Annotated in this window: 13 protein-coding genes; 6 read left to right on the plus strand and 7 right to left on the minus strand. The window is 44.7% G+C overall.

Annotation, left to right across the window (positions count from 1 at the left end; translation table 11 throughout):
• Positions 1-52: 52 nt before the first annotated feature.
• The 4 genes from CUJ83_RS09475 to CUJ83_RS09490 all read right to left on the minus strand — a co-directional run bounded on the left by CUJ83_RS09475 (position 53) and on the right by CUJ83_RS09490 (position 4,917).
• Positions 53-2,410 carry an AAA family ATPase gene (locus tag CUJ83_RS09475; protein WP_230742062.1) on the minus strand — a complete coding sequence of 786 codons (2,358 nt, stop codon included), beginning with the start codon at positions 2,408-2,410 and terminating at the stop codon, positions 53-55.
• Positions 2,386-3,720 carry a metallophosphoesterase family protein gene (locus tag CUJ83_RS09480; protein ID WP_230742063.1) on the minus strand — a complete coding sequence of 445 codons (1,335 nt, stop codon included), beginning with the start codon at positions 3,718-3,720 and terminating at the stop codon, positions 2,386-2,388. Before CUJ83_RS09480 ends, CUJ83_RS09475 begins: the two co-directional genes overlap by 25 nt.
• A 68-nt stretch (positions 3,721-3,788) precedes the next feature.
• The gene (locus tag CUJ83_RS09485) at positions 3,789-4,340 is read right to left on the minus strand and encodes a hypothetical protein (protein WP_230742064.1); all 552 of its coding nucleotides are present in this window, start codon (positions 4,338-4,340) and stop codon (positions 3,789-3,791) included.
• A 10-nt stretch (positions 4,341-4,350) separates the two neighbouring features.
• Positions 4,351-4,917 (minus strand): hypothetical protein, encoded by a 567-nt coding sequence (locus tag CUJ83_RS09490; RefSeq protein WP_230742065.1) that lies wholly within the window; start codon positions 4,915-4,917, stop codon positions 4,351-4,353.
• Positions 4,918-5,042: 125 nt separating this feature from the next.
• On the opposite strand from CUJ83_RS09490, the gene CUJ83_RS09495 reads away from it, so the two are divergent.
• From CUJ83_RS09495 to CUJ83_RS09505, 3 genes are all read left to right on the plus strand, one after another.
• Positions 5,043-6,080 (plus strand): hypothetical protein, encoded by a 1,038-nt coding sequence (locus tag CUJ83_RS09495; RefSeq protein WP_230742066.1) that lies wholly within the window; start codon positions 5,043-5,045, stop codon positions 6,078-6,080.
• A gap of 114 nt (positions 6,081-6,194) precedes the next feature.
• The gene (locus CUJ83_RS09500; protein WP_230742067.1) at positions 6,195-6,500 is read left to right on the plus strand and encodes a hypothetical protein; all 306 of its coding nucleotides are present in this window, start codon (positions 6,195-6,197) and stop codon (positions 6,498-6,500) included.
• Positions 6,501-6,678: 178 nt separating this feature from the next.
• The gene (locus CUJ83_RS09505) at positions 6,679-6,825 is read left to right on the plus strand and encodes a hypothetical protein (RefSeq protein ID WP_230742068.1); all 147 of its coding nucleotides are present in this window, start codon (positions 6,679-6,681) and stop codon (positions 6,823-6,825) included.
• A 45-nt stretch (positions 6,826-6,870) separates the two neighbouring features.
• Here CUJ83_RS09505 and CUJ83_RS09510 read toward each other — a convergent pair whose 3' ends face one another.
• Both CUJ83_RS09510 and CUJ83_RS09515 read right to left on the minus strand, forming a co-directional pair.
• Complete coding sequence (locus CUJ83_RS09510) at positions 6,871-7,449, minus strand: DUF998 domain-containing protein (RefSeq protein WP_230742069.1); 579 nt, start codon at positions 7,447-7,449, stop codon at positions 6,871-6,873.
• A gap of 164 nt (positions 7,450-7,613) precedes the next feature.
• Positions 7,614-8,171 carry a DJ-1/PfpI family protein gene (locus tag CUJ83_RS09515; RefSeq protein ID WP_230742070.1) on the minus strand — a complete coding sequence of 186 codons (558 nt, stop codon included), beginning with the start codon at positions 8,169-8,171 and terminating at the stop codon, positions 7,614-7,616.
• 128 nt (positions 8,172-8,299) lie between these two features.
• Here CUJ83_RS09515 and CUJ83_RS09520 point away from each other — a divergent pair, with 128 nt between their 5' ends.
• The 3 genes from CUJ83_RS09520 to CUJ83_RS09530 all read left to right on the plus strand — a co-directional run bounded on the left by CUJ83_RS09520 (position 8,300) and on the right by CUJ83_RS09530 (position 11,567).
• A complete protein-coding gene (locus CUJ83_RS09520; RefSeq protein WP_230742071.1) occupies positions 8,300-8,869 on the plus strand; it encodes a flavodoxin family protein in 570 nt (189 codons plus the stop codon).
• 89 nt (positions 8,870-8,958) lie between these two features.
• Entirely contained in the window at positions 8,959-10,647 is a 1,689-nt protein-coding gene (ade, locus tag CUJ83_RS09525) for an adenine deaminase (protein ID WP_230742072.1), read from the plus strand.
• Between the two features lie 38 nt (positions 10,648-10,685).
• Entirely contained in the window at positions 10,686-11,567 is an 882-nt protein-coding gene (locus CUJ83_RS09530; RefSeq protein ID WP_230742073.1) for a methionine synthase, read from the plus strand.
• A 75-nt stretch (positions 11,568-11,642) separates the two neighbouring features.
• Here CUJ83_RS09530 and CUJ83_RS09535 read toward each other — a convergent pair whose 3' ends face one another.
• The gene (locus tag CUJ83_RS09535; RefSeq protein WP_230742074.1) at positions 11,643-13,535 is read right to left on the minus strand and encodes a PAS domain S-box protein; all 1,893 of its coding nucleotides are present in this window, start codon (positions 13,533-13,535) and stop codon (positions 11,643-11,645) included.
• Positions 13,536-13,572 lie beyond the last annotated feature (37 nt).

Consider the following 13,572-nt stretch of genomic DNA (forward strand, 5'->3'; position numbering starts at 1 on the left):
ATATCATCTTTCCTTAAAAAAAGCTCACGGGAAAGCAGCTTAATGTCAAGCGTCAGGCATTCCCCCTGACCCTGCTTTCACCGTCTATCTTTTCTATCTCTATGACTTTCTCCAGGTTCGAATTGAACGTATCGTCATGCGAAATGATGAACATCTGCGGGAAATCCTTAATGCGCATTATCTCCTGCGCAAGGTTCTGCCTGCGGTTCTCGTCCATGTTCTGTGTCGGCTCGTCCAGGAATACTACGTCGCTGTTGGTGAGTATCTTCAGGATGGCAAGCCTGACGGCCAGCGCCGCGCTCATCTGCTCCCCTCCGGAAAGCTGTTTAAAGACCTTCTCCCGCCCATCCTCGATAAGCGCGATCTCATAGTCATCCTTCCATCTTATCTCTACGCTATGGTCCCCGGCTATTTCGCAATACATCCTGGTCGCTTCTTTTGAGATCAGTTCTATGTAAACCTTAATGATCTCGGGCCCGGCTTCCTTGATAACGCTTCTGACGATATCTATGAACCTCAGGTATTCGACCTCGACGGAACATTTATCCTTCATATCGTCGATCTTTTTGAGATATCCTTCGATCCTCGTTATCTCGGCATTTATCGCTTCAAGCCTTTTGTTCATCGACTCTATCATGGATGATATTGATGCTATCGATGCGGTCAAGGTATCGTATGCCGTCTTTAGCCCGTTATGGACGTCACGGTCATAAGAGCCTTTCTTTGACTCAAGCGTGACATTTATCACTGCAAGGTCTTTTTCATACTTTTCTACCATGGCCTGTGCCGATGTTACGGCTTTTTGCCATTCTTTCTTTGCGCCGGCCTGCTTGATGTTCTGCTGGTATTCTTCGTATGCCGGCTTCAGGTCCCTTAGCTCATCGTTGATCCTCTTCAGCAAAGCATCGACTTCTTCATAGCCTGATAGTGTGGTTCTTATCTCCTCTATCTGCGATCTTACCGAAGCGATGTCAGCAGAGCATTTTTCCCTTTCCTGGAGGATCCTGTCTCGCTTTTTGACGGAATCCTGCATTATTCCGAGCTTTAATCTCGGATCGCCAAGCTCCTTGATCCTTGTGATGATGTCAAGGACTTTATCCTCGAGCGCGGACTTTTCGGAATCCGTCTGCTCTATCATCTTATTGAAATAGCTGGAAAAATCGGATACGGACTTACATTCCACGTCTATAAGTATGGGGCATATGTTCCCTTTATTGTTTTTAAGCGAGCTCATCCTTTCACGAGTCCGCGAGGCCTCTATCTTTTTAGCCGCGATCATCGACATTAACTGGTTCTTTTCTTCTTCCAGCTTTTCCTGCTCTTTCACCGCCGGCCGGATATCTTCCATATCTTTCTCGGAGCGCTCGATCTCCTTAAGGTTATTATCATGCTCAGACAGGCGCCTTTGAAGCTCTTCAGCCCGTGCGTCAAGCGACTTCTGCTTCAGCAATAGTTCGTATTTTTCATTTTTTCTTTTATCGAGGGTTTCTTTCTCTTCCAGCTTAGCCTTATAAAGGTCATACTTATCCTTGTTTTCAATGACTTTTCTTTCCGCGGCCTCGCAAACTTCCATCTGGGAAAGCGACCTCGAGAGAAGCATTTTACTGTTCTTGATCTCTGTGTCTATGACTTTTGATCCGCTCTCCAGCTCTCCTATTTCCTTCTCGATCGTATCCATTCTATTTTTCTTATCTTTAATATCGGCAAGCTCTAACTTTTTCGATTCAAGCCCGGTCTCGTTTATCTTTAATCCGTCGATTATCGTAGCTTTTTCTTCCGTCAGCTTATCCAGTATCGACACTTTCCCTTCAAGAAAGCTGATCTCCTTCTCCATCGATTCTATCCTTTCTTTGACCGAATTTTTTACCGGCAGGAGGTTCTTATGGGCAAGATTATATTCATCGATACGCAGCAGCGGGTCGAATATTGCCTTTCGCTTACTGGCGCTCTCAAGGAATTCCGAGACGAAAGTGCCCTGTAATACGCCGACGGCATTGTCAAAAAGCGACCTTAGCTGGTTAATGTCAAGCACCTTGTAACCGAGGATCTCGCATAGCTTATCGCCTACCTCGTCTTTACCATCTACTTTCATGCCGAAACTGTCCACTATATAATAAGACTGGGTAGAGCCGCATTTTCTGACGACCGTGTAGTCCATTCCGTCAGCGCCTGTTATGTTTACGGCAATATCTCCGGTTTTTTCACCCTTTCTAACGAAATCGGATTGCGTATATGGCAGGTAATCAAAAAGCGCGTAGCCTATCGACTCCAGTATCGTGGATTTTCCAGAGCCGTTCAGGCCTGAGATGCCTATGATGCCTTCCGAGAACCGTATCTCTGCGTTTTTATAGCTCTTGATGTTCTTTAAAGAGACGCTCTTGATCCTCATGCCTTTTTCCTCCAGTCCCATATTCCGCCCTGCTCCTCTTCTATCTCCTCCGGCAGCGTCGGGATATCCATGACTTCCGCTTTTTCCAGCGTGCTCTCCCTCTTCGATTTTCTTTCGATAGATACAGGTTTGCCGTTCTTTATCTCATCGAAAGTCTTCCTTAGCGACCTGTCAATGCTTTCCCCGTCGGCTCCTTTTGCGGCCATGTCCTTTATCTCGGACACGGATGAGGCGAAAAGGTCGCAGAACGGTGACAGCATGCTGTCCGATATAGCAAGCCTTCGTAAAACCTCGCGCTCTATTAACGAGCGGTCTATCCCTTCCGTCTCCAGGTCGGATATACAGAACTCATCATTGGTAAGGTCGAACTTTATGCTCGTATAAAGGGGATTATGTTTCGAAGCGACCATTTCCTTAATTATATCCTGGTCGATATGCGTTTTTGAAAAGTTCAGGCAGCCCTGAAAAATAACGTTTACGATGGGCTGCTTTTCCGTAACGTCTTCCTTATCCAGCCTTGACTGAAGCTCTTTCAGCAGCGAGTCCGCGGATAGATGATCGTCTACGTTAATATTGATCATAATGAACTTACGGGGATCGACAGACCTTAATTCAGGCACGCCGTCCTTTACATGATAAAAGCCTTTATCTCCGCTTACCTCCGAGACGGAGCACGTGTCGGGGCTTCCGGGATTATATACCCACCCGTCCACTTCATACCTATTATGGTAATGGCCTAATGCCAGGTAATCGACCGAACCTTTTAATGCTGCCAGTTCCTCGTAAGTCACTTCCCCTATGATCTTACCTTTCATGTTTCCCTCGACGCCGAGGTGCATCATCAGTATGGTGTACTGCGGACGGTTCGCAGAATTTATGAATTTTATCTCTTCGGCGATACGCGGTATCAACGATGATGTCGACGACCCCGCATAGCATAAGCCGAATATCCTAGTGCCGGCGATGTCGATGTAATTGCACATGATATCGTCAGCGCCCGGTTTGATCAATTTTAAAAGTCCCTGAGCTTCCAGCGTATCCAGCCAGGACATACCGTCCTTCAGGAATGGCCTGTCATGATTTCCTTCAATGGCTATGCAGGGTATCCCTGCATCCTTTAATAACGTGAGCACATGATGCGCCTGGGTATAGGTCGGCGCGTTAATGTTGCGGTTGTGAAAAAGGTCTCCTGAGATCAGCACGAAATCCGATCCGCTCGCTATAGCATATTTAACGATCTCGAGGAATGAGTTCCCGAAGTCCCTGAACCTTTCGTCCAGGTCGTATTGCCTGTATCCCAGGTGTATGTCCGCAGCATGTATGAAGTTCATAGTACACCAGGTGTTTATTTACCATGTGACTATTAACCTTTATCCTGTGCATGCTGAAACTAACCCTGCTATTTTATTTCGGATGCTTCTTCGGCAAGCTCTTCCGGAGTGAACTTTGTTGCAATATATTCGATCCTCTCGTCCATCCGGCGGATAACCGTGTCGAGATCATCGTTACTGTATTTTAGCGCTTCGAGCTTTAAAGATCCCATCTGAGCCCCTATGCTCTTGAATCGCTTGACAAGCCGCCTGACCGCCTTCTCGTCATCCTTCCCTTTCTTGATGGCCTCTTCCAGCGTATCAAGCCTTTTTTCGATCCTGTCCAGGGCTTTTAAGACACCGTCGCCGTTCAGGAGCTTATACAGGGACGATACGATCCTTACGACCTCTTTACCTGACCTGGTCAGTTTAACATACTTTACCCTGCCCTCGTTCACGAACTCGACGAGCCCGTACGACTCGAACTCGGACAGCGTGTTGGTCGTATGCGCGAACGTCGTTTCAGCCTCTTTCATCAAGACCGATACGTAAGGCTTTTTGATATTCGATATCGCAAGCAGGATCAAGCATGGTTTTTTCTGTAAAAATAATTGTTTTAAGTCTTTTGCTTCTTTTGGCATATTTTCATCCTTATATGGTCCGTGTAACTCTGTCTTTACCGCAGGCCCAGTCAAGAAATCTCCTGTCAGGGTATTCGTGAAGTGCCGAAGCGATCACATAGCCTTTGCCGATGCTCTTTTCGACTACGACCGGTTTACCGTCTTCCAGCTCCATTACTATGTCGCCGTCACTTTCCGTGAAATACCCGTCACAATCAAGCATGCCGGGCTCTTTAAGCAATGCGGCCGGGCTGTCAGGCTTTACCAGCCGGACGTTTTTATTTTTGAAATGCATATGATAGCTAAGATTCATCGGCAGCCAGTCATACGTATAATCCGTGAGCATGGCGCCAAAGACGAGCAGGACGCCGCCGTTCTCAATGAACTCCCTGATCTTTTCCACGTTCCTGTCCAGCGCCGGCAACACCTTATAATATTTCGGATCGGCGAAACCCGATGGAATGATCAAAAGCTTACATGGTTGACAGAACGGGGAGCCAAAAGCATGCGGACCTATCTGGTTGCAAACATATCCTTGCTCTTTAAAGTACTCATCGAACACGTTCCCCCTGTCGGATAAGAATGCTGCATCGGTCATGTGCTATAAATTTCGATAACATCATATTTAAGGATTTTCAGTTAGTAGAAATTTCATATTAATGGATATTACCGGAATGGATTAATAGTCAGGTCACTTAATTGATTAGAAGGTTGTTGATTATCATGATATGCCCTTCCTGCGGTAGTGAGGATTGTATAAGGCCGCTCGAGTATGTGCTGGACCGGGCTTCAAGCATATACGCTCCCTGCGGTAAGTGCCGCAACGCGGCTCCGCTGGATAAGACCGCTCCTTTTAACGAACTCGGGCTGACATTTGGGATCGATGCCAAAAGATGTCCCTCCTGCGGAAAAAGGCATATGGACCATATTATGGCGCACGCCCTTGAGATCCTTATAAAGAACAAGAAAAAGGGAAAAAGCTCTGCGCTAAAAGATACAGGGACGCCTCTTATCGAGTATGGGGTCCCGCTGCTCGAACCTCCCCGACTGGGCTCGAGAAGTCTTATCCTGGTCACCGACAACGTCGATAAAAAGACGGCAGGTCAGATCATCGATCAAGTTCCCGAGATCAAGGGGATATTAAAAAGATCGGAAAATCCGTCGAAGAGCGTAGGCTTGCTTGACACTGACCGCAAGCCATATCTATATGAATTGATGGCGGGGTGCGACATGAGGGCGGACCTGGTGTCATCCATGCTTGGCGATCTTCTGTTCTACAGAAATCAAAGCGAGATGCACATCGAGTTCCGGAGGAACGACTCCATAAAGATAAAAATGATCGAAAAACTATTTCTCGAAGGCATGCTCGAAGGCAAGGTCGTCGTGGACGGCCTCGCCAGCGTCGGTACACTGGGGCTTTTTGCGGCGCTGTCGGGCGCTAAAAAGGTAGTCTTAAATGACGCATGGCTTCCGGCGGTCAGGAACATTCTGATAAACATCGATGTTAACTCATCGGCTCTTGGCGTTCGGATGGAAAGAACTTGCGAGCTTGAAGGGCTCCCGCAGATCGCAGGGGTGCCTGTACTGGTGGCAAAAGCCTCGGGGAACGTGGAAATTGAAGTGTATCACGGCGACCTGAGAAAGCTTGACGGTCCCGTACCTTCATGCGATATTTGCATCATCGATACTTTCCCCGGAGTAAGCAACGAAGTATTCCTGCGAAAATGGGAAAAGCTCTCGGGCAGAGTCCTTACGTTATGATATTTATTTTGTGCCGGGACCATTTTTATGATTATTCCTGTTTTATACGTTTTACTCGTAATAAAAATCAAAGAATATTAAATATCTGTGTTATTTAGTAGTTAGGGGGATGATATGGCAACCTGTAATGTTTGCGGAGCCGCATTCTGGGCCGAAGGAGAATCCATGCTCATAGAAGGCAACCGTTATGATGTTTGTAAACGCTGCGCGGCGAGCGTAAGAGAAAATCCTTCTATAGTGACTCAAAAAAAGTCATCGCTACCGTACTGTGATGCTTGCGGAAGGCAGCATTCCAATAAGTGCACTACGGTCAAGTTTGCAGGACAGGACTTTACTGTATGTGGAGAATGTATCCCTCCTGTAAAGGAGAACCCTGCGGATTTCCTGGCCGGCAAAAAGGGGACAGAGCCCGAATCATAATTCAACTTTTTTAAACTGTTTTTATTTTTAATATATATTCTAAATATCCTTAATTAGATTATATGAAGAACTTACTTCTTTTACCGGAAATATACGACTCTTCATGATAATATAAAAATCGCGGACAATTATCTTACCAGTACTATGATCATTTCTCTATGGAAAATTCGGTGATAAGATGATAAGCTTCATAAATGATATAAAAACCGGCAAAAAATATGTTGAAGATAATAGTACCGACATCTTGAGAATGAACGAGGAGTATGATATCGGGAACGCTGTCGACATCGCATTGCTTATGATAGGGTGTCAGGATGAAGCCTAAAATGACGATGATATTTTGTTAATATAGGTCAACATAAAAATCTTTTCATGCTTGATGTACCGATGGCTTACCGATATGAATGTTATAGGCGAGAAGCAGTATCCATATGATCGAAGCGAAGACTGTCAGCCACTCGAGTATCGGCACTTTCATTCCCATGACTTTTGTTACTATAAGGGCAAGGTCCAGCATTATGATGACAAAGGCATAATAGCCGATAGGCTTAAAAAATCCCTTATGTTTCATCAACGTTATGTTCGCCAATATCATAAAAATGATCAATGCCACGAAAAATATCCCTGACCATAGCGTATGTTCTTGCGGGTAGTCTTCGGAGAATATCCCGATCATTATAAGCGAGAACGATGAAAACAGGCCCATGGCAAGTGTCAGTGTCATGTTTCTTTTATTCTTTTCCGTAGTATAATGTCTTTTTAGCCCGATAAAGAATAGCGCCATAGAGATCCCCGTGATCATGCACCCGATATTAAATATCATGGATCCTGACGGATTATACTCAGAATTCCCCAGGTCGCTTATCCAGTTCTCAAAAGGGCTGAACCCATCGGGGAATAAGGCGATAGAGGTGAGCGTAAATACAGAAAATATGAGAAATACTGCCAATCCCGCTATTATTGTAATATCCTGTCTTATTGTTTCTCCCCCTTCTCTTGTTTGTTTAGAAAATATCTAAGATCTATTTGTTCATTACTTTAAATAGCGATTTATTGAATATTGGCATTTATAGTTTTAATGCTTTCCTTAATGTACATTAAAAATGTAAAGAATTAATTTGTTTCTTTGAAATATTTATAAAAGTCTATGGTTTCAACCAGTTCTTTTTGATCTTTAAAGACTCTCATCTTTTTGCCTATCTCGATCGCGAAGTCCACATACCCGTTAGGTTTTGCAGTAATGATATTATCGTCAATTACGACCTTTTCATCTATAAAGATGCCATTTTTAAAATCTTCCTCATGGCCATTGATATCATAGGCAGTGAATCTTTTTCCGTTTAATATTCCCGCTCTGCCGAGGTGCACAGGGCCTGCGCAAATGGCGGCGATGACTTTTTTCTTTTCATTCAACTGCCTCAACGTCCTGTTCAGAAGCTGGCTATCATATATTGCTGCCATGTCGCCGCCAGGTATGATAAACAGATTGACGTCATCGATATTTACGTCCCTGAGCAATTTATGCGGCCTCGTGATAAATCCTTCATAGGATGTCACTTCCCTCTCCTCGAGAGCGACAGTGATGACCTCCCCTTTATGTTTCATGAACAGGCTTGCTATGACTATCTCGAACTGCACGAACCCCTCGTAGACCAATATGAACGTTTTCATGATCTTTCCCCACGTCCAATCAATATTTATTGTTCATAAACATTGTCGTCCTTGCGTAAGGATATAAATATAATAAGCCTAATCACTAATTGCTTAAGTCAAAAACGATCGAAAGGAGATAACAAATAATGTACAAGGTCATCGGCATCGTCGGAAGTCCAAGGTTCAACGGCAATACTGAATATCTCATACGAGAAGCTCTGGAAGTATTAAAGAAAGAAGGATTTGACACAGAGCTTATACACCTGGGAGAAAAGAAGATCGCTCCCTGTGAGGCTTGCTATGCATGTAACATGATGAAGGATTGCCAGATACAGGACGATTTTCAGGAAATATTCGCCAAAATGGAAGAAGCGGACGGGATTATTCTCGGAAGCCCGGTCTATTTCGGCTCGGCAACGCCGCAGATCAAAGCCCTGATCGACAGGGCCGGATTGATAGCATTAAAGAAGGACCGGGCTTTAAACAGGAAGGTCGGGGCTGCGATCGCCGTAGCAAGAAGGGCAGGCGCTAATTTCACTTTCGCCCAGATGAACTATTTCTTTTATATCAACGGCATGATCGTGCCCGGCTCTACATACTGGAACGTAGGCTATGCGATGGACATGGGCGCTGTCGAGTATGACGAAGAGGCTATCAGGACCGTCAGGAACCTGGCAGAAAATATAGCCTGGTTAATAAAGAAGATAAAAGCATAATACATTTTTTCTTTTTACCTTTTTTGAGGGTAAACATTTTCTAATATCTTTTATTAAAAATAAGTACATCATAATAAGGGACCTTATTTATGCTAAAGGATAATATTCAGGCAGCTCTGGGACGATTACCTTTAGACCTTGTCATAAAGGGGAATATGGTGAACACTCTGACGGGGGAAATAGAGGAGACCGGGGTAGCGATATTTAATGGCAATATCGTGGGCATAGGGGACTATGACGCAAATAAGGTCATAAGATGTAACTATTTTTGTCCCGGCTTCATTGACGGCCACGTGCATATTGAAAGCAGCATGCTCAGTCCCGTAGAGTTCTCCCGCGCCGTCGCCCCGAGGGGTACTACTGCTATCGTGGCCGATCCCCATGAGATCGCAAATGCTACCGGATTTGAAGGCTTATGTAACTTTATAGAAGATGCCGGCAGCTCTTATATCAAGATATTTTTCACTGCGCCTTCCTGTGTTCCAGCTTCACCTCTGGAGATGTCTTATAGCATAATCAGCGCTGAGGAGATCAAAAAGCTGTTCGCGTACCCTTCCGTCATCGGTATCGGCGAGATGATGAACTTTAAGGGTTTGCTGGACGGCGAGCAGGATATTCTGGATAAGCTGGGCATATCCCGGATAATTGACGGCCATGCTCCCGGACTTACCGGCAGGGAGCTTAACGCTTATATCTCTGCAGGCGTCGGCTCGGACCATGAGAGCGTAACGCTCGACGAGGGGCTCGAAAAGGTCCGAAAAGGCATGTGGCTGATGGTAAGGGAGGGAGCCTGTACAAAAAACCTGAAGGAAGTCATACATGTAGCGGATAAGATCAAAGATACAAGGCGAATAATGCTCGTAACGGACGACCGCGATTCTCTGGCTATCCTTGCTGAAGGGCATATGGACCATCTGGTCAGAGAGGCCATAAATGAAGGCATAGACCCTGTCAGGGCAATACAGATGGCGACGATCAACCCTGCAGAGAGGTTCGGTCTTCCGCTGGGGGCGATCATGCCGGGCTATCCTGCCGATATCATATTACTGGATGACATTGAAAAATTAAAGATAGAGGATGTTTTAATTAACGGCAGGCCTTTCAGTTCCGCCGGCTTTACGCCCGTATATCCCCGGGAGGCCAGAAAAAACACTGTCCACATCCCTGATATTTCAAAAGATGATATTGCTGTCAGGTGCGATAGGGACAGGCTCATAAGGGTAATAGGCGTGCAGGATAATAGCATATATACCGACGAGATAATGCTTAAAGCCCGATGCTCCGGCTTTAAGATAGCAGCATCTCCGGATAACGATCTTCTGAAGATATGCTCCATAAGGAGATACCCGGGGCCAAAGAAAGTTTCCGCGGCGTTCGTAAAAGGTTTCGGTATCAAGCGCGGTGCCGTCGCCCAGACAATATCCCACGATAGCCATAACGTGATAGCGCTGGGGGCAAATGACGATGATATTATTAACGCTGTGCGGCGCCTGAAAGAGATCAGGGGCGGGATAGTCATTTCTGACGGCGGCAGGATATCCTGCGAGCTTTCATTGCCTTACGGGGGACTAATGGCGGATATGCCTGTAAAAGAAATAGCGCGTATTCAGCTTGATATCAAGGATAAGCTGCATGAGATGGGCTCCGGCCTTGAAAATCCCGCGATGAGGCTAAGCTTCCTGGGGCTTTCGGTGGTGCCAGAGTTAAAATTGACCTGTAACGGTCTTGTCGATGTAAGGTCACAAAAAATAGTAAGTATTTTCGCTGATGAAGATTAAAAACGTGAATGACTAATAATTTTTATGTGGTAAATATCATGATGGTCACTACAGTAGTAGGCAGCTATCCTGCAGGAATAAAGATCAGTAGCGAGGAAGACATAAGGAAAGCTATAGAGATATGCGTCCGGGACCAGGAAAAAGCCGGGGTGTCCGTGATATCTGACGGGCAGGTCCGCGCGGATATGGTGGGGATATTCGCGATGAACCTTAGCGGGTACAAAAAAGAAGATAATCGCTATAAAGTCGTGGGCAGGATAGACGTTCCCGACAGGCCGGCCACTGTGGCGGACTATAAGTTCGCAAAAAAATTGACTAAGGCGAAAGTAAAAGGAATAGTCACCGGGCCTACGACAATGGCAAAGAGCTCCGTCGTTGAAAAAAGCTCGCCATATAAGTCTAACTCCGACCCTGAACTGATATACGACCTGGCATATGCCCAGGCAGCGGAGGCCAGGGCGCTATCCGAAGCCGGCGCGGAGATCATCCAGATAGACGAGCCGTTTTTCAGCGTGAACGCAGACCTGGAGGTCGGCATCAGGGCTGTCAATATCATCGCTAAGAACATAGATACGCCGGTAATGCACGTATGCGGCGACATCCGCCCTATTTTCAAGAAATTGCTCGAAACGAACGTGATGGTCCTCGACCATGAATTCTCTGCTTCCAAAAATCTGGATGCGATGGACAAAGAGCTAATAGAGTCTTATAATAAGATAATAGGATACGGATGTATCGATACATCGATAAACGATATCGAGAGCGTGGAAACGATAGAGCAGAGAATAAAGGCCGGGATCGAAAAGATCGGCATGAAGAACATGTGGATAGATCCTGACTGCGGTATGCGCATGAGGACAAAAGAGGCGGCTTTTACCAAGCTTTCCAACATGGTCGAAGCGGTTAAAAGGATCGGATAACTTAATTTTTTTATTATTTTTCCGGATAGCCGGCTGTTAAAATATTTTTATTTATTAAATGCTCATATGTTCCCGTTAAACGGCATCTTTTACCGCGGGCAATAACACAATGAATTTACAGCCCCGGGAAAAATCGCCTTTTACTCGATCTTCTACCAATATTTTTCCATCAAAACTTTCTATGAGCGCCTTGACCAGATATAGCCCAAGACCTTTTCCTGCTATTTTGGCTTCTCTTTTTCTCATACGATCAAATAAGCGATCCTTAACATCGTCAGGTATGCCCGGGCCATTGTCCTCAATTTCTACCTTACAGTATTCTGTCTCCCCTTCTTGTATTTTAGACATTTGAACTCCGATGGCCAGGGGGCCTGTTGAATGTCTGATAGAGTTACTTATTATGTTAGTGAAAACATCCAGCAACAGTTCATTTGCATTGACAGTGCATCCTTGTTCAGAGCTGTATTCTATCCGGACTTCTCTTCGGGCGATATGCGTATATCGTGAAATTACCTCCTTTAATAATTTTTCCAGGTCAACACTCTCTTTCCTGATCACGCCTTCTCTGGCTTTTTGAAGTTTATTCACGTTCTGTATCAGGTAAGAGCTATTTCTTAGCACATCGAGGGGTTTTAGCAAAAGTTGCTTAACGTTTTCATCAATTCCCTGGGTTTCTAAGGCCAGTTCAAGAAATCCGATCCCTATCTGGTTCATATTGTTTATGTCATGGCTCATCAGGTCCATGTATAGTTCTGCCTGTGTTTTTGCCTTTTCCAGTTCATCCTGGTATCTTTTTAGCTCTGTCGAATCGTTACCCACGCTCAGGATCTCCACGATATCTCCCTTGCTATCCTTTATCGCTTTATTAGTCCATGATATCCAGACTCTTTCGCCGTTTCGAAGAATATTTTCATTTTCCATATGGGGATATTCTTCGATGTGTTGTATGACATACCTGATCTTCGATCTCAGGTCCTCTTTCTTCGAGGAGGTCTCTGGTACGATAGTTTCAAGGATATTCTTCCCGATGATCTCCTCTTTTTTATATCCGAAGAAATTTTGTGCGAACTCATTAAAAAAATTTATATTGCCATTAACATCCATTCGTACGATCATACTATTAGCATTTTCTACAAGTTCGCGATATTTCTCCTCACTTTTGGCAAGCTCATCCATGATCGTTTTTCGCGATGTAATATCGTGAATATTAACGCAAATATACTCTTTATCAAAAAAATTTATGTAATCACATGAGATATCGACCGAGAAAGCTTTTCCTTCCATATTTTGCAATACCGATTCGAATTCAATGTGCTTCTTATCTTTAATGGTTTTCCAGATCTTTGGCCAGTATTCTTCTGAAAAATCAGGTATCAACTTAAAAATTCTCATATTTAGTAATTGATTATACTCATAACCAAGATAGCCGATAGTTGCCCGATTTACATAAAAAGGCCTTCCATTAGGTTTTACCCACAAAACGGCGTCGGAATAATTATTGATCGTATAGTGCACGAGCCTTATTATCTCGTCAATGTGCATCCGCGATGTAATATCATATAATATCAATAGCGTCCCATTCGAAGCAGGGGATATATGTACTTCATACCATTTGTTTTGAGCATGGATATGCTCTACTAATCTTATAAATTTTTTATCTTGTTTCGCTCTAAAATATTCTTTGTAAAAGATCGAAGTGGTCGACTTTGGGTATATCGCCCAGAATATCTCTCCCATGGCCTCATTTCTAATGTTGAATATATGTCTGGCCTCATCATTTATATAGCACAGGCGGTCTTCGGTATCAAGAAGGATCATGGCATCGTGAGATCGGTCCAATACACCGGTAATTAAATTAGCATCTACTTCCTTCTCGATCTCTGTTTGTTCCAGCTTTTTAATGCGGTCACGCAAGAACTCCAGCTCTTCGATAAGGCTTTCCTTTGCCCTGTCCTGATTCTCATCCATATTAAAAGTATACACCTCCGCCGATCTTCTCTTCCTC

The sequence above is a fragment of the Methanooceanicella nereidis genome (genome assembly GCF_021023085.1).
Classification (GTDB): domain Archaea; phylum Halobacteriota; class Methanocellia; order Methanocellales; family Methanocellaceae; genus Methanooceanicella; species Methanooceanicella nereidis.